At 73.1% G+C, this 16,471-nt stretch carries 14 protein-coding genes; 9 read left to right on the forward strand and 5 right to left on the reverse strand.

Features of this window, described 5'->3' with window-relative positions; all coding sequences use genetic code 11:
- Positions 1–140 precede the first annotated feature (140 nt).
- Both ACU4ZT_RS10225 and ACU4ZT_RS10230 read left to right on the forward strand, forming a co-directional pair.
- On the forward strand, positions 141–1,376 hold the full coding sequence (locus ACU4ZT_RS10225; protein ID WP_445337109.1) for an amidohydrolase: 1,236 nt from the start codon (positions 141–143) through the stop codon (positions 1,374–1,376).
- A 35-nt stretch (positions 1,377–1,411) separates the two neighbouring features.
- Complete coding sequence (locus ACU4ZT_RS10230; protein ID WP_414747839.1) at positions 1,412–1,651, forward strand: PLDc N-terminal domain-containing protein; 240 nt, start codon at positions 1,412–1,414, stop codon at positions 1,649–1,651.
- 54 nt (positions 1,652–1,705) lie between these two features.
- Here ACU4ZT_RS10230 and ACU4ZT_RS10235 read toward each other — a convergent pair whose 3' ends face one another.
- The gene (locus ACU4ZT_RS10235) at positions 1,706–2,197 is read right to left on the reverse strand and encodes a DoxX family protein (RefSeq protein ID WP_414747838.1); all 492 of its coding nucleotides are present in this window, start codon (positions 2,195–2,197) and stop codon (positions 1,706–1,708) included.
- 205 nt (positions 2,198–2,402) lie between these two features.
- Between ACU4ZT_RS10235 and ACU4ZT_RS10240 the strand changes: the two genes are divergently transcribed.
- Entirely contained in the window at positions 2,403–3,404 is a 1,002-nt protein-coding gene (locus ACU4ZT_RS10240) for a trypsin-like serine peptidase (protein ID WP_445337110.1), read from the forward strand.
- Positions 3,405–3,559: 155 nt separating this feature from the next.
- Positions 3,560–4,324 carry an SDR family NAD(P)-dependent oxidoreductase gene (locus ACU4ZT_RS10245; protein ID WP_445337111.1) on the forward strand — a complete coding sequence of 255 codons (765 nt, stop codon included), beginning with the start codon at positions 3,560–3,562 and terminating at the stop codon, positions 4,322–4,324.
- Positions 4,325–4,392: 68 nt separating this feature from the next.
- On the opposite strand, the gene ACU4ZT_RS10250 is transcribed toward ACU4ZT_RS10245, so the two are convergent.
- Both ACU4ZT_RS10250 and ACU4ZT_RS10255 read right to left on the reverse strand, forming a co-directional pair.
- A complete protein-coding gene (locus ACU4ZT_RS10250; protein ID WP_445337112.1) occupies positions 4,393–5,634 on the reverse strand; it encodes an acyl-CoA dehydrogenase family protein in 1,242 nt (413 codons plus the stop codon).
- On the reverse strand, positions 5,631–7,001 hold the full coding sequence (locus ACU4ZT_RS10255) for an LLM class flavin-dependent oxidoreductase (protein WP_063072200.1): 1,371 nt from the start codon (positions 6,999–7,001) through the stop codon (positions 5,631–5,633). Before ACU4ZT_RS10255 ends, ACU4ZT_RS10250 begins: the two co-directional genes overlap by 4 nt.
- A 260-nt stretch (positions 7,002–7,261) precedes the next feature.
- Here ACU4ZT_RS10255 and ACU4ZT_RS10260 point away from each other — a divergent pair, with 260 nt between their 5' ends.
- The 5 genes from ACU4ZT_RS10260 (at position 7,262) to ACU4ZT_RS10280 (ending at position 12,879) form a co-directional block, all read left to right on the forward strand.
- Complete coding sequence (locus ACU4ZT_RS10260) at positions 7,262–8,191, forward strand: trypsin-like serine peptidase (RefSeq protein WP_063072201.1); 930 nt, start codon at positions 7,262–7,264, stop codon at positions 8,189–8,191.
- 173 nt (positions 8,192–8,364) lie between these two features.
- Positions 8,365–9,336, forward strand: a complete 972-nt coding sequence (locus tag ACU4ZT_RS10265; protein ID WP_414747834.1) for a trypsin-like serine peptidase — start codon at positions 8,365–8,367, stop codon at positions 9,334–9,336.
- A 90-nt stretch (positions 9,337–9,426) separates the two neighbouring features.
- Positions 9,427–10,389 (forward strand): trypsin-like serine peptidase, encoded by a 963-nt coding sequence (locus ACU4ZT_RS10270; protein ID WP_414763467.1) that lies wholly within the window; start codon positions 9,427–9,429, stop codon positions 10,387–10,389.
- A 269-nt stretch (positions 10,390–10,658) separates the two neighbouring features.
- Positions 10,659–12,224, forward strand: coding sequence for an MFS transporter (locus ACU4ZT_RS10275; RefSeq protein ID WP_414763468.1), 1,566 nt, complete (start codon positions 10,659–10,661; stop codon positions 12,222–12,224).
- Positions 12,225–12,387: 163 nt separating this feature from the next.
- Complete coding sequence (locus ACU4ZT_RS10280; RefSeq protein WP_445337113.1) at positions 12,388–12,879, forward strand: GNAT family N-acetyltransferase; 492 nt, start codon at positions 12,388–12,390, stop codon at positions 12,877–12,879.
- On the opposite strand, the gene ACU4ZT_RS10285 is transcribed toward ACU4ZT_RS10280, so the two are convergent.
- Both ACU4ZT_RS10285 and ACU4ZT_RS10290 read right to left on the reverse strand, forming a co-directional pair.
- Entirely contained in the window at positions 12,857–13,945 is a 1,089-nt protein-coding gene (locus tag ACU4ZT_RS10285; protein WP_445337114.1) for an McrC family protein, read from the reverse strand. The two genes, ACU4ZT_RS10280 and ACU4ZT_RS10285, sit on opposite strands and share 23 nt — an antisense overlap.
- A 101-nt stretch (positions 13,946–14,046) precedes the next feature.
- Complete coding sequence (locus ACU4ZT_RS10290; RefSeq protein WP_445337115.1) at positions 14,047–16,395, reverse strand: McrB family protein; 2,349 nt, start codon at positions 16,393–16,395, stop codon at positions 14,047–14,049.
- Positions 16,396–16,471: the final 76 nt, after the last annotated feature.

The following is a 16,471-nucleotide window of genomic DNA, read 5'->3' on the forward strand; positions in this document are numbered from 1 at the left end:
GGCCCGGCACGCGAGCCCGGGCAGTGCAGCGCCGGACGGCCACCCCGCTCGGCCCGCCGGGATCCGCCCCCGAGGCCGGGCATAGCCTGGAGGGAGAGGTCCCCACGAGGGACGCCACCCACCTACGAGGAGGATCCCCGATGGACGTGCACCCCGGTGTCACCCTGCTGGACGACGACGTGCGGGACGCGCACGAGCTGTTCCGCTCGCTGCACGCGCACCCCGAGCTGTCGATGCAGGAGCACGCGACCGCCGCCGCGATCGAGGCCTACCTGGAGGCCATCGGCGCCGAGACGAGCCGCTGCGGCGGCACCGGCGTGGTCGGGATCCTCCGCAACGGCGACGGCCCCGTGGTCGCGTTCCGCGCCGACACCGACGGCCTCCCCATCCTCGAGGAGACCGGTCTCGCCCACGCGAGCCGCGACACCGGCATCGACCCCTCCGGCACCGAGGTGCCCACGATGCACGGCTGCGGCCACGACTTCCACGTCGCCGCCGCGCTCACCACCGCGCAGGCGCTCGCCGCGAACCGCGACGTGTGGGCCGGCACGATCGTGTTCGTGTTCCAGCCCGGCGAGGAGACCGGCGAGGGCGCCCGCGCGATGCTCGCCGACGGCCTCTGGGAGAGGGCGCCGCGCCCCGAGGTGGTCCTCGGCCAGCACGTCTTCCCGCTCCCCGTCGGCATGGTCGCCACCCGCGAGGGCGCGTTCATGAGCATGTCCGACTCGTGGAGAGTCACCGTCAAGGGCCGCGGCGCGCACGGCTCGCAGCCGCAGAACTCCATCGACCCGATCGTCGCCGCGAGCGCCATCGTGCTGCGCCTGCAGACCGTGGTCGCCCGCGAGCTCGACCCGCAGGCCGCGGCCGTCGTGACCGTGGGCACGTTCCAGGCGGGCACGAAGGAGAACATCATCCCCGAGCACGCGGTGCTCGGCCTCAGCATCCGGACCTTCGACCCGGCCGTGCGCGAGCGCGTGCTGGCGTCGGTGCGGCGGATCATCCTCGCCGAGGCGGCCGCGAGCGGGGCGCCCGAGCCGGAGATCGAGGAGATCGTCTCGTTCCCGCTCAACCGCAACGACCCGGAGGCGACGCGCGGCGTCGTGGCGGCGCTGACGGCGCAGCTCGGCGAGGACATGGTGAAGGAGTCGCCGCCCATCATGGGCAGCGAGGACTTCGGGATCCTCGGGGAGGCCATCGGCGTGCCCACCGTCTACTGGGCGTTCGGCGGCGTGGAGCCCGAGGCGTTCGGCGGCGCCACCCCGCCGCCCGGGAACCACACGCCGCAGTTCGCGCCGACCATGGCCGGCACGATCGAGACGGGCGTCAAGGCCGCGACGGCCGCCCTGCTCTCGCGTGTCGGGACCGCCCGCGGGTAGGGTCGACCGGACACGCACACGGAGGAGGAACCACCATGTCGGATGCGCTGATCGCCGGGCTCGTCGTCGTGCCGCTCGCCCTCGCCTACGTCGCGCTCATCGTGACGGCCCTCGTGCAGGTCGTCCGCGACCGGACGCTCGCGGGGCTCTCCCGCGACCTCTGGATCGCCGCGCTCGTGCTCGTGCCGATCGTCGGCGCCATCGCCTGGTACGGCATCGGGCACCGCACGGTCGCCGCGCAGCGCGCCGTCCAGCGCCTGCGCCTCGGCCTCTAGCCGTCGCCCGTCCGCTCCGCTCGGAGCAGCACCGCGCCCGCCGCTCGACCCCGGTCAGCGGCGGGCGCGCCTCTTCCGCCAGGCCGACCACGCGCCGGTCGACCAGAGCGCCCAGAGCACGAGGAGCGGCTGGAACACCAGGCGGATGGCGCGGGCGGCGTCGGTCTCCAGGCCGAACGCGGGCGTGCGGGTGACGAGCTGCGAGATGTTGCCGGGGAAGATCGCGACGAAGAACGCGGCCACCACGAGCCCGACCCAGATGCGCCAGCGCCCGAGGAGCACGAGCGACAGGCCGAGCAGGATCTCCACGACGCCCGACGCGAGCACCACGAAGTCGGGATCCATCGGCAGCCAGGTGGGCACCTGCGCCTGGAACGACTCCCGCGCGACCGTGAGGTGCCCGGTGCCGGCCATGATCAGCACGAGGCCGAGCAGGATCCGCGCGAGCGTGCGCGGGACCGAGCGGCGGCCTCCGTCCGGGGCGATGCGCGGGTCCGCCGCCCGCTGATCGGCGTCGGTCGGGCGGGAGGCGGGGCGCGAGGTCATGCCCCCAGTCTGACGCGCCGCGCGGGCCGGTCGCGCCGTCGCCCGCGCCGTGCGACGGCCGCGCGCGGCCGCATCCGTCGCCTCGTCTCGGTCCGCCTCCAGCCGCGTCGGCTGTTCGGCGTCCGCTCGCGGAGGTGCCGCCGACGGCTACCGTCGATGCCTCGGCCGCCGGTCCGGCGGTCGCTCCCCCACGGAAAGGCTGCCCATGACGCACGCGTCCCGCACCGCCGCACGGATCCTCGCCCGCACGCTCCTCCGCCGCCCGGCCCTCGCCGTGGTCGCGGGCGCTGCCGGCCTCCTCGCCCTCGTGGCCGTCTCCCCCGCATCGTCCGCCACCGCCGACGACGCTGTGCCCGCCCCCGCGACCGTCACCCGCTCCGCCGCCGAGGCGGCCGAGGCCGTCGCCTTCTGGACGCCCGAGCGGCTCGAGGGCGCGGGATCCCCCGAGCTCACGCGCGTGACCGGCACCCCGACCTCGCCGGACGGCACCCCGTCCGCGGACGAGCTCACGACCTCCGCCGCCCGCGAGCAGCGCCGCGCCCGGCCGGTGATCCCGGTGGCCCAGCAGGTCGACCCCGTCCCGCACATCGGCATCGTCGCGTACGTCGTCGACGGCAAGGAGATGAGCTGCACGGGCAACGCCGTCGAGTCCGAGAACGGCCTCACCGTGGCCACCGCGGGCCACTGCGCGTTCCCCGGGAAGGACCCGTCGAGGATGGTCTTCGTGCCCGGCTACATGAAGGGCCAGCCGTACACCGTGTGGCCGGTCACCTCGGTGACGCTCGCGGCGGGCTGGCGCGAGACGCTGGATCCGGCGCGCGACACGGCGTTCCTCACGGTCGGCAGCCCCGACGGGCGCACCCTCACGGAGGCCGTCGGCGCGTCCCCGGTCGAGTTCCACCAGAAGCTCACGCACTACACGACCATCATCGGCTACCCGGCGTCGGGCCGCTTCACGGGCGACGCGCCGTTCCTCTGCAGCGGCACCGCCCGCGCCACGCACCTCGAGGGCCAGTCCGGCCAGGAGCTCGACTGCGACATGAAGGAGGGCGCGTCCGGGGCGCCGCTGTTCGACGGATCCGGCCCGGGCGCCCGCCAGTACAGCGTGCTGTCCGGCGGCCTGGAGGATCAGCCGCTCGTGGTCGCGCCCGTGTGGGACCGCGTCATCGAGGCGGCGTACCGGGCCGCGCAGGCGCACGTCGCCTGATCCCGTGCGGGTCGCGCGTCTCCCTCGGGGAGGCGCGCGACCCGGCCCCGCTCACGGCAGCGTCGTGAGGAGGAAGCCGGCGCCGACGAAGGCCGCGGGGAGCGCAGCAGCAGGCGATCGCCTCCTGCCGCTCGTGCGCACCGTACCCTGACCCGATGCACCTGCAGCAGCTCTTCGGACTCGACGGACGCACGGCGCTGGTGACCGGCGGCAGCTCCGGGATCGGACGGGCCATCGCCGAGGCGCTCGCCGCGGCCGGCGCGCACGTGCTCGTCGCCGCGCGCACCGAGGCCACGATCGACCTCGCGGTGGCGGGGATCCGAGCACGGGGCGGGGCGGCGGACGGCATCGTCGCCGATCTCTCGACCCGGCCAGGCGCGCACCTGCTCGCGGACCGGGCGCTCGCGGCGGGCGATGTGGACGTGCTGGTGTGCTGCGCCGGCATCAACCTCCGCCCGCCCCCGGCCGAGCTCGACGAGGAGGTCTGGGACGCCACCATGGCCGTCAACCTCGACGCGCCGTTCGTCCTCGGCCAGCGGCTCCTGCCCGCGATGGCGGAGCGCGGCCACGGCCGCGTCATCCACGTCAGCAGCCAGCAGGCGCAGCGCGCGTTCGCCGCGAGCGGCGCCTACGGGGTGTCGAAGGCCGCCGTCGAGGCGCTCGCCCGCTCCCAGGCGGAGGCGTGGTCGGCCCACGGGGTCACCGCCAACGTGCTCGTCCCCGGCTTCGTGCCCACGGCCCTGAACGAGCGGCTGAGCTCCGATCCGGCCACGGTCGCCGCGCTGGCAGCGCGCACCCTGGTCGGCCGCAACGGCTCGCCCGCCGACTTCGCGGCGCCCGCCGTCTTCCTCGCGGGGCCGGGATCCGCGTACGTCACCGGTCAGACCATCGCGGTCGACGGCGGCTTCTCGGTCCACTGACGGCGGGTGCTGGCGCCGCGGACCCGGCCGGCTCCGTCAGCGCAGGGCCCCGTCAGCGCGGGGCCCCGTCAACGCGGGAAGGGCGTCGCGCCCACTCTGTCGTAGGCCGCCCACGCGCCGACCGGCCCGCGGCCCGCGACCGCGAACTCGCCGATCGCGCGGGCCTTGTAGACGGCCGGGTTGTGGCTCGCGACGACGCGCGCGTTCCGCCAGTGCCGATCCAGCGCGCGTTCGCGGGAGGTGGCGGACGCTCCCCCGACCTCGAACAGCAGGGTCGCGGCGGCGGGCACCTGGTCGACCGCGTGCACCTGCGCCTGGTAGACGGCGTTCTCGGCGGCGTCGAGCGTCGGGCGGTCGAGCGCCTCGCCGGGCGGGGCGCTCGCGACGGCCTCGTCGAGCAGGGACGCGGCCGCGAGCGTCGTGGCGCGCACGGCGAAGGCGGCCGTGGAGATCCGGCCGACGACCTCGAGCACCTGCGGGTCGTCCTTCGGGAGCGCCGCGGTGGCGTGGATGTAGGTGCGCGTGCGGCTGCGCACGAAGGCCACCGCGTCGCGCTCGACCTCCTGCGCGATCCCCGCCAGCACCGCCACGAGGTACAGCTGGTAGAAGGCCTGGATGTGGCTCAGCGGCGCCTCGCGGTAGGCGGTGACGGTCGCCGGATCCACCTCCACGGCCTCGAAGGTCGTCGTGCCGCTCGCGGTGAGCGTCTGGCCGAAGGCGTCCCAGTCGTCGACCGCGGTGACGCCCGGCGCATCGGTCGGGATCGCGAGCGTCACGCGCTCGACGCCGTCGGCGGCTGCGCGACCGGCGGCCAGGTAGATCCAGTCGGAGTAGAGCGTGCCGGTGGAGTAGTACTTGGTGCCGTCGAGGAGCCAGCGGCCGTCGCGCTCCGTGAGCGTCGTCGAGATGTCGGCGAGCGTGTTCCCGGTCTGCTCGCTGGTGGCGTTCCCGACGATGGCGCCGGACGCGATGCGGCGGATCCACTCCTCGCGTGCCGGACCCGGCGGCCGGCGCAGCACGAGCTCGACGTAGCCGAAGTGGCCGCGGAGCAGATGGCCGACGTTCGCGTCCGCTGCCGACAGCTCGATGACGAGCTCCACGAGCTGTGCCAGGGACGCACCGCGACCGCCGTCGACGACGGGCAGGCGGATCGCACCGAACCGCGCCTCGCGGAGCAGCGCGACGGCGTCGAACGCGAGCTCCCGGGCACGCTCGCGGGCGACGGCGCCCTCGCGGATCCGGTCGAACAGCGGCAGGAACTCGGCCCGCAGCTCGGCGGTGGAGGAGCCCGACGCTGAGGCGACCGTCACGAGAACGCGCCCCGGTAGGCCGCCGCCGGGTGCGACTCCGGCAGCCGGTCGCGTCCCGTGAGCTTGTGCCGGAGCGTGCCGGGTGCGTACTCGCGCTGCTGGAGGCCGCGCTCCTGGAGCACCGGCGTCACGTGGTCGACGAAGTCCTCGTAGCTGCCGGGCAGGGTCCAGTTGATGACGTTGATGCCGTCGACGCCCGCCTCCTGCCAGCCCGCGAGCACGTCCGCGATCTGCTCGGGCGTGCCCACCACGCGACCGCGCAGCTTCGCGGAGAGCCGCGCGAGGTCGGCGATGGTCGGCTCACGGTCGGGCGACGCCTCGCGCAGCCAGTTCAGGTGGCTCTGCCCGGCCTGCGTCTCGACCTCGGAGAGCGGTGTCGCCGGATCCAGCTGCTCGCCGGTCTTCGGGTCGAAGCCGAGGTTGGAGTGCAGGAGGAACCCGTCGGCCGAGAGGTACTCGTCGATCTCGGCCTCGTTGCGCTTCGCCTCCTCCTCCGTGCTGCCCGTGATGAAGGAGAGCCCGAGCCAGAAGGAGAGGTCGTCCGCCCGGCGTCCGGCGTCCACGGCGAGCGCCCGGGTGTCCTCGATGAGGGCGCGGGTCTTCTCGGGCGTCGACGACAGGATGAACTGCGCCTCCGCGTTCCGGGCGGCGAACCGGCGGCCCACGGGCGAGGATCCGGCCTGGAACAGCACGGGCGTGCGCTGCGGCGACGGCGACGACAGGTGCGGGCCGGCCACCCTGTAGCGCGGCCCTTCGTGGTCGATGCGGTGGATCCGGGACGCGTCCGAGAACACCCCGCGCGCCTTGTCGCGCTGGAGCGCGTCGTCGTCCCACGAACCCTCCCACAGCTTGTAGACGACGTCGAGGTACTCGTCGGCCCAGGCGTAGCGGGCGTCGTGGTCCTCGAGGCCGTCGTGCCCGAAGTTGCGGGCGGCGCCGTCGAGCGCGCTCGTCACGACGTTCCAGGCGATGCGCCCGCGCGTGATGTGGTCGAGCGTCGAGACCTTGCGCGCGAAGTCGAACGGGTGCGCCTGGAGCACGGAGCTCGTGAACGCGAAGCCGAGGTGCTCGGTGCTCACGGCGAGCGCCGAGATCAGCACCGACGGGTCGTTGCTCGGGAACTGCAGGCCCTCGCGCGCGTTCACGTCGTAGGCGCCGTCGCCCGGACCGTAGAGCCCGACCACGTCCGCGAAGAACATGGCGTCGAAGCGGCCTCGCTCGAGCGTCTGCGCGAGGTCGACCCACAGGCGCACGTCGTCGAACTCGTGCTGCCGCGCCGACGGGTGGCGCCACAGCCCGTGCTGGATGTGGCTCGCGGTGTTCATCACGAACGCGGCGAAGCGGAGCGGGGGCCGGGCGTCGGGCATGGGGGTCCTCTCGTCGGGATCCCAGCGTCGCACGGGTGGGGAAATGCGGGCCCGGCGGATGTAGCGGTCCGTCACATGGGAGTTGTGCACCGCGCACACAGGAACGCCCCAGCAGCCGCTACCGTCAGCGCACACGGACGCGGGGCCACGATCTGGCGCCCGGCCCGTGCCCTCCTCTCCATCTGCACCTGCACCTGCACCTGCCCCCTCCGGCGCCGACGCTCGTCCGCGCCGTCACTCCCCCGCCAGGAAGGTCCCTCATGCACCCCCATCACCCGCGTTCGCACCGTCGAACCTCTGCCGCGATCGCTGCCGTCTGCCTCGGCGCCGCCCTCCTCGGCGCCGCGGCACCCGCGTCCGCCGCCCACCGGGACGCGTCCGCGTCCGTCGTCCGCGTCGCGGTGCCCGCCGCGCAGGGCTCCGACGCGGTCGCCTACTGGACGCCCGAGCGCCTGGCCGCCGCGACGGAGGACTCCGGCTCCGGCGACGCCGCATCGGACGCCGTGAGTTCGGACGCCGCGCGCACCAACGACCAGGCCGAGCAGGTCGCCACCGTGTCGCACATCGGTCGCATCTACTACGTGCAGGAGGGCTCCGGCCACTTCTGCTCGGCGAACGTGGTCGACTCCGCGAACGGCTCGACCATCGCGACGGCCGGGCACTGCGTCACCCGTGACCAGACCTTCTCGACCAAGATGGTGTTCTACCCGCAGTACGAGTCGGGCGGCTCCCCTTACGGCGTCTGGCCCGTCGTCGGCGGCAACGTGCTCACCGGCTGGTACCAGAAGAACGACGACGACCAGGCGGAGGACACGGCCTTCATGGCCGTCGCGCCCGACAGCGACGGGGACACCGTCGCCAGCGTGGTCGGCTCATCGCCCGTGCTCTTCGACCAGCCGGCCACGCAGCTCGTCTCGGCGTACGGCTACCCCGCCGTCGGGCGCTTCGACGGCGAGCACCTCGACCGGTGCATCGGCACGGGCACGGCAGCGGGCACCGCGCAGATCGACCTGGCGTGCGACATGACGGGTGGCGTCTCCGGCGGCCCGATCTTCGCCGGCGCGGGCAGCGATGGCGCGCAGTTCTCGAACGTGGCCGAGTACGACTACACGGTCACCCACAACATCGGTCCGCTCTGGCAGGCGGCGGCGCAGTCGGCGCACGACCTCACCGGGGCGATCGGGACCTGATCCCGCACGGGGGACGACGAGCGCTCCGCGTCACGCGGGCGACGTCGTCCCCCACCGCCGGCATCCGCCGTCGGGATCGCCGCACCAGGAGACAGGCACCACCCGCATCACGGCGCGGACGACCGTCCGCGTCGTCTCCGCCACGAGCCGTGGCCCTCTCCGAAAGATGCTCCATGCCCTCTCGCATCACCCCCTCCGCACGCCGGCCCCTCGCCGCCGTCGCCGTCATCGGCCTCACGGCCGCCCTCCTGGGCGTCGCCTCCGCGGCGTCCGCCCACGAGTCGACGGCACCCGCCGTCGCCGCCATCTCCGCGTCCGGCTCGGCGTCGGCCGTCGGCTTCTCGGTCTCGAGCGCCGAGGCCGCGTCCGCCGTCGCGGTCTGGACCCCGGAGCGTCGCGCCGCGGCCATCGACCTCGACCTCGACGGCGTCAGCGGATCCGCGCCCGCCCACGACGCGCTCGCCGCGTCGGCCGCATCCGCCGTCTCGAACGCGCAGCGGATCGCGCCGGTGTCGCACATGGGCCGCCTCTTCATCCACCGGGACGGCGACTACTTCTCCTGCAGCGCCAACGTGGTGGAGTCGGCGAACCGGTCGACCATCGCCACCGCCGGCCATTGCCTCACCTCGCACCAGGTGTTCTCGACCGACATGGTCTTCTACCCGGGCTACGAGGAGGGCCAGCCCGCCGTCGGCGAGTTCCCCGTCGTCGGCGGAAACGTCACGACCGGGTGGTACCAGCGGAACGACGGCGACCAGGCCGAGGACACGGCGTTCCTCGCCGTCGGCCACGACGCCGCGGGAGACGACCTCCAGAGCGTCGCCGGTGCGTCCCCCGTCCGCTTCTTCGAGCCGGCCGCGCAGGAGGCCAGCATGTACGGCTACCCCGCCGGGCCCCCCTTCGACGGGAGCGAGCTGGAGCGCTGCGCCGGCCCGGGCCACGCGACCTCGGCCATGCAGATCGACCTCGCCTGCAACATGACCGGCGGCGTGTCCGGCGGCCCGATCCTCCAGGGCGACGGGCCCGACGGCGCGCAGTTCGGGAACGTGGCCGAGCTGTCGTCCGACGGGACGCACAACGTCGGTCCGCTCTGGCAGGACGACGCGGAGTCCGCCTACGACCTCACGGCGGCCATCGCCGTGTGATCCCGGAGCCGACACGGCTCCACGACGCATCGACCGGGCGCGGACGCCGTCCGCGCCCGGTCCCCACCCCAGTGCTCCCGAGAGGATCCCATGTCCCACCGCACCGCTCCCCCCGCCCGACGGCGCCTCACCGCCGTCGCCGCCGTCTGCCTCGGCGCCGCCCTCCTGGGCGCCGCGTCGTCGGCCACCGCCGCCGAGCACGCGACCGCGATCGCGCCGAGGGCCGACGCCGTCCGGGTCGCCGTCGACGTGACGAGCGCGCAGGCAGACGACGCCGTCGCGTTCTGGACGTCCGAACGCCGCGCCGCCGCGATCGACGCGGACGCACTCACCGCCACGTCGGACGACGCGGCCCGCTCCGACGCCGTGCGCCCGGACGCCGCCGCGGACTCCGCCCGCGCCGTCCCGGCGGCCCCGGTCTCCCACATCGGCCGGATGTACTACATGCAGGCCGGCGTCGGCTACGCGTGCACGGCCAACGTGGTCGAGTCGGCGAATCGGTCGACCATCGCGACCGCGGGCCACTGCATCACCCAGCACCAGGTCTTCTCGGACCACATGATCTTCTACCCCGGCTTCGACTCCGGGCCCTCGGCCTCCGGCGCGTGGCCGATCATCACCGGCTACGTCCCCTCCGGCTGGTACGAGCGCAACGAGAACGACCAGTTCGACGACAGCGGCTTCCTCGCCGTGAAGCGGGATGCCTCCGGTCGCGACATCCAGAGCGTCGTGGGTGCCTCGCCCGTGCTGTTCGACCAGTCGAACGCCGAGCGCGCGGCGGTCTACGGCTACCCGGCCGCGGGCCGCTTCGACGGCCAGACGCTGCAGCGGTGCGGCGGCCTGACCGAGGGCGTGTCCGTGGAGGAGTTCGCGCTCCCCTGCGACATGAACGCCGGATCCTCCGGCAGCCCCGTCTTCGCGGGCGACACCGCCGACGGCCCGCAGTTCGCCAACGTCGCGGAGCACTACGGCGACAGCAGCCACGTGCTCGGCCCCGTCTGGCAGGGCACGGAGCACGACGCGTACGACCTGGCGGCGGCCGTCGCGAACTGACGGGACACCACGCCCCGAGGGCGGTCGGTGGGCGCGATGCCCGCCGACCGCCCTCGTGCGTGCGGGGCGTCCGCCGGTGCGGTGTCCGCCGTGACGCGCTCGGCTCGCTCCGCAGTCCCCTCCGCGTGTGACGTCCCGTGACCGGCGGGCGTTACGCGGCGTGACCGCGGGCCTTCCCCATGCGGGGGATCACGGGCCACGGTGGGCGGCACCCGAGCGGATCCCCGCCCGGCCTCCCCCTGCACCGCAGCCGCACCGCTGGAGACGCCATGACCACCGCCCCGCCCGCCGCATCCGCCGCACCGCCCGCCACGCCGCCCGGCGGACCCGCCTCGCCCGCCGCGCCCGAGGCTCCGGCCGACGTGTCCCGCCGCCGACGCCGCGTCCTCACGGCGTCGTTCATCGGCACCACCGTCGAGTACTACGACTTCTACCTCTACGCCACGGCGTCCGCGCTCGTGTTCGGCAGCCAGTTCTTCCCGAACCAGACGCCCGCGGTCGGCCTGCTCTCGTCGTTCGCCGCGTACGGCGTGGGGTTCCTCGCGCGGCCCATCGGCGGGATCGTCGCCGGGCACCTCGGCGACCGCATCGGCCGCAAGCGCATGCTCGTCTACTCGCTGGTGCTCATGGGCATCGCGTCGACGCTCATCGGCGTCCTGCCCACCTACGCGACCATCGGCCTCGCGAGCGTCGTCGGCCTCGTCTTCCTGCGTCTCGTGCAGGGCATCGCGGCGGGTGCCGAGTGGGGCGGATCCGCGCTGCTGTCCGTCGAGCACGCCCCCGCCCACCGCCGCGGCCTCTTCGGCGCGTTCACGCAGATGGGATCCGCGGGCGGCATGCTGCTGGCCACCGGCGTCTTCGCGGCCACGCGCTTCGGCCTCGGCGAGGAGACGTTCCTCGCGTGGGGCTGGCGCCTGCCGTTCCTCCTCAGCGCCGTGCTCGTGGCCGTGGGCCTCGTGATCCGCCTCCGCGTGGAGGACGCCGCCGAGTTCCGCGACATCAAGGCCGCCGGGCAGGTGGAGCGCTTCCCGCTCGGTGTGGTGCTGCGGAAGCACCCGCGTGCCGTGCTCATCACCGCCGGGCTCCGCCTCGTGCAGCCCGCGCTCTACTCGATCCTCACCGTCTACACGCTCTCCTACCTCGCCCAGAAGCGCGGCGACTCGGGCGTCGCTCTCACGTCGGTGCTCCTCGTCTCGGCGCTCAGCGTGCTGACGACGCCGCTCTGGGGCTGGATCTCCGACCGGGTCGGCCGCCGCCGCCTCACCATCGCGAGCGCGGCCGGCATCGGGATACTCATCTGGCCGTTCTTCGCGTTCCTCGACTCCGGGCCGCTGCTGCTCCTGCCGCTCGTCTTCGCGCTCGGCATGAACGTGTTCCACGACTCGATCTACGGCCCGCAGGCCGCGTGGTTCGCCGAGCAGTTCCCGACGGGCGTCCGCTACAGCGGCGTCTCGCTCGGCTACCAGGTCGGCAGCATCTTCTCCGTCGGCCTCACCCCGCTGCTCGCGGTGCTGTTCCTGCAGTGGGGCGGCGGATCCCCGTGGATCCTCTGCGCGTACATCGGGCTGTACGCGGTGCTGACGATCGCGGCGGCGCTCGCGGCGAAGGATCCGGCGCGGGAGGCGGTCGCGGGGCGGCGGGGTGCTGCTGCGGCCGGGGCAGGGGCCGGGGCTGGGGCAGGGGCCGGGGCAGGGGCCGGGGCCGGGGCCGGGGCCGGGGCAGGGGCCGGGGCTGGGGCAGGGGCTGGCTCCGGGTCCGGCTCCCGCGGCGAGGACGACGCGGCCGGATCCGTCGCGGTGGAGCTCCGGGAGCGGGAGCGCGCGACGGCGCGGTAGCGACGGGTGGTCGAGGGTGGGGTGGATGCGCCCCACCCCTCGATGCGTCCGCGACCGTCCGCGTTCCCGGCCCGGTCCCGCATCGACGGCCCGGTCTCGCATCGACGGCCCGGTCTCGCATCGACGGCCCGTCCACGGCGGACGGCACCCGTATCGTGTCGGCATGACCGCCGCCCCGACCGTCCGCCCCGCCGTGCCCGCCGACGCCGACGGGATCGCCGAGGTCCACATCCGCACCTGGCAGGAGACGTACGCGCACCTGCTGCCGGCGTCGTACCTCGACGGGCTCGACGTCGCGGCGCGCGCCGAGGACTGGCGCGGCACGCTGACCTCTTCGTCCGCAGCGCCGCCCTTCGTCGCGCTCATCGGCGACCGGATCGTCGGCTTCGCCCTCTCGGGACCGGCGCGCGACGAGGATCCGCCCCGCCCCTTCCAGCTCTACGCGATCAACATGGTCGCCTCCGCCCACGGCTCGGGCGCCGGCCAGGCCCTGTTCGACGCGGCCGTCGGCGACTCCCCCGCCTACCTCTGGGCCGCTGACGACAACCCGCGCGCTGAGGCCTTCTACCGGCGCAACGGGTTCACGCGCGACGGCGGGGTGGAGCGGCGGATGTACCAGGGGGCGGAGATGGTCACGGTGCGGATGGTGCGGTAGCGACGGGGCCCGTCCGCTCGAGCTCCGATCGGAGGCTCTGGAGCCGGGTCAACATCTGCTCGGGCGGAAGGGACACGTCCAACCTGGCGATCCTGATCCGGATGCCCGCCCCGCGCATGGTCGAGATCCTCGAACGGGCATCGTCGAGGTCGGCCACGTAGACGAGCGTTCCCTCGTCCAGTTCGAGGACGGTGCAGTACGCCAGCATCTGGTACAGATCCTCTACTCGCACGGCACCCGTCTTGTACTTCACGTCCACCACGACGTGCGGCACTCCACCGCGAGAGTTCACGAAGTCGGGACGTATGGTCTGCGTCCGCTCCTCGTCGAGACGGGTCACGTACTGCGCGGTGCTGACTCCTCCGGAGGATTCCGTGAACGAGGCCGAGAGCGCCGCGGTGACGAAGCCCTCGAACGCCTCCGCCATATCGACGACGAACGACGCGACAGGTCTCCCGTCCCCGGTGGTCGACGGACTGACCCGACGAAGGATCGCCTCCGCGAAGCGCAGAGCAGAGTGGTAGCGGTCGTTGAGCCGCGATGGCTGCCAGGCCGGGATCACTCCCCCGGAGCGCAGGACGGACACCTCCGGGAGTCGCGACTCGAGATGCGCGAGACGGCGCCGGGCGTCCTCCGTCACACGAGGTACGGCGAGCAACAGCCGAGCGCCCGCGCGGAGGATCTGGTTCTCGGCGATGTCGGTCGTGTACTCGTCGACGGAGAGCTCGATGGGGAGCACCTGCCCGCCTCGGCGGGAGATCTGGTCCGAGAAGCGGATCCGCCCGCGGACGGTCAGGGCGCTCTCATCGATGCGGCGGTATCCCTGCAGGACGCCACGACCGAGCGCTCGTTCCATCACGCGCGCATAGGTCTCCGCGATCGCGGGGAAGAGCGCGACGCCCCCACCCGAGACCTCGTCCGGGCGGAAGCCGGGATCGCGGGCGTAGGCGAGCATGAACAGCACGGAGGAGAACGGCGCCTTCGGGGCGACGATCAGCTCGTCGCCCCCGACGGACACCGCGCCCACGCGATTGAGCCGGGGCTTCAGCTCCGCATTGCCGCGCACGCTCCGGGATTCGACGAGACCGGTCGCGCACGCGACCTCGATAACCTCCGGCTCGAATGAGGTTTCGGCCCACTCCCCGTTCTCGGCGAGCTCAAGTCGAGTCATGCCCCGGTCTCTTCGTCGGTCGTGCCGACGGGCGTGCTCCATTCGTCCGGGACCAGCGCAGCGAGGCCGAACTTGGCTCTCACTTCGGCACGGGAGAGGCGCCCGTAGTAGTGCTCGTCGAGCAAGGGGAGGATGTCGTGATCCCAGATCCTGGCGAGCCCCGCGTCAGTCCGGGACGAGGGCCCCATGAGGTACGACGGCCCGATCTGGAAGTCGCGGTCGAGGTCCCCGATCCGGTCGTTCAGGAGTCGCAACAGCGTCCCGCGGCTGACCTCATGATCGTTCGCCGTCGACCACCGGTCGATCAGCCCTCGCACGGGCTCCTCTGCCGGGTGCAGCTCGACGAAGGAGAAGCGACGCCGGATCGCGGCATCGACGAGCGAGATCGAGCGGTCGGCCGTGTTCATGGTCCCGATGACGAAGAGGTTCTCCGGGAGGCGGAAGTCCTCCTCCGGTGAGTACTGCAGCGACACCTTCGCGTCACGGTATTCGAGTAGCAGGTACAGCTCGCCGAACACCTTCGCGATGTTGGCCCGGTTGATCTCGTCGATGATCAGCACGTGCGGCACCGACGGGTTGGCGGTCGCGGCCTCGGCGAGCAGGCGCACGGGACCGTGTGCGAGGCGGAACGAGGCCGCGCCCGTGTCGTCGACTGTCGGCCGGAACCCCTCGAAGAAGTCCTCGTAGGAGTACGACGGGTGGAATTGCACGATCCGCATCGCACCCGCGGGGGCGAGGAAGGACGCGAGGGCGCGAGCGAGATACGTCTTCCCCGTCCCGGGCGGCCCGAAGAAGATCAGCTGCCGTTTCTCCTCGAGCAGGTCGATGACGCCGTCGAGCCATCCTGCGTCGAAGTGGAGGCGGTCGGCGAGCTCCGCCGTGCTGCGAAGGAGGCGGACGGGACCGGGTAGCACCGGCTCCGGGGCGACGGATTCCGCCATGAGGTAGTGGGTCTCCGCCACCGCTGGGCCTTCTGCGAGGAGGTCCAGGACCGCACCCGGGAGATCGGAGCGGTCGACTGTCCGGCCCCATTCGACGGGACGCTGCAGATCGACGTCGAGCTCTCCCACCGTGCCCACCACGACCCCGGCGTCCGCCTCGGCGAACACCTGATCGCCGGGCTGCATGGTCACGAGGTACGAGGTCGCGGTCTCGATCTGGCTGAGGACGTCGAGGATCGACGAAGTGCCGCTCCAGGCCCGGAGCGCATCCTCCCGGGTCTCGCGGCGATCGCCACGGCGCCGGGGCACGAAGCCGACCGGCGGCATCGTCAGAGGCCGTCCCGCCCCTGCGCTGGAGACGACCCACGCGCGCCTTTCCGCCCTCATGGCTGATCCCCGCCATTCCGACCGCCACGGCTCGTCGTACCAACCGATGTCGAGCTCGTCGTCAGGGTCCAACCGCTCTCGTATGGCGAGGAGGTCCTCGTCGACATCGCCCGAGGGCGCGGCGAGGACGGGCACGAACGCGTCGCGGATCGCGTCCTTGTCCGCTGCGGAGACGATGCTCTCGAAGGTTCCCGGGAACGCGAGCGCGAGCAACGAGTTCCGCATGGCCGGGACGGAGTCACCCGCAGCGAGCACGTGATCACGGAAGCGCCAGGGGTCGCCGATGGCCTCCGCCCGAGAATTGTCATCGAGTCGACCCCAGTGTCGGATGAAGTCGCACAGCCACTTGATGTGCTGCGGGATCTGCGTGTTGAATCCCTGTCCCCCGTGGAATGAGCCCGGCGTCGCGAGGGCCGCCGCCACGATCGCGGGAAGCCGTGGCTGATCGGGAAGCAGGTCCATGACCTCTTGCATCAGCGCCTGCTTCGTGGAGGCGAGGACGTTCATCAGCGGCAGGCGCTGGATGAAGCACAATTCGGCCGCCAGGAGCACGACTGCTCGGCTTCGCCCGGTGAGCTGTTCGATGAGTCGCTCTCGGAACGTCGCACCCGAACCCGACCATGCGATCGCGTCCCTCAGCTCCGCCGCCGTCTCGGGCGTCCATGTGACGGTGCGTCCGTCCAGGACGGAGGGCTGCCGCCGCAGAGCGCCACGGAGGACGACGCCAGCTGCTCCCGCCACGTCAACGCGGCGCGCCAGCCGCGTCGACTCCGTGACAGCGCCGCTCACGCCGAGCACGTCGAAGCCGACGGATCGGAGGATGCGTTGAGCGCGACCGGAGTCGAAGGCCGCGGCGGACAGACCCGTCGCTTCCGCGAGGACCTGCTTCACCGGGAAGCGACGCCCATCGACTTCGACGAAGTAGGTGCGCACCTCCTCGGGTTCGAGCGAGGCGAGGACGGACTCCACGCCGGCACGGGTCAGGTCGTACCGTTCCCCATTGATCGTGAATTCCACTGCGCCTCCTTCATCGGCAAGCCATGCTCCCGCAGAAACGCGACTACGTCCGATGAACGGTCGTCACGAGATCGTC

This window comes from Clavibacter davisi (genome assembly GCF_052751415.1).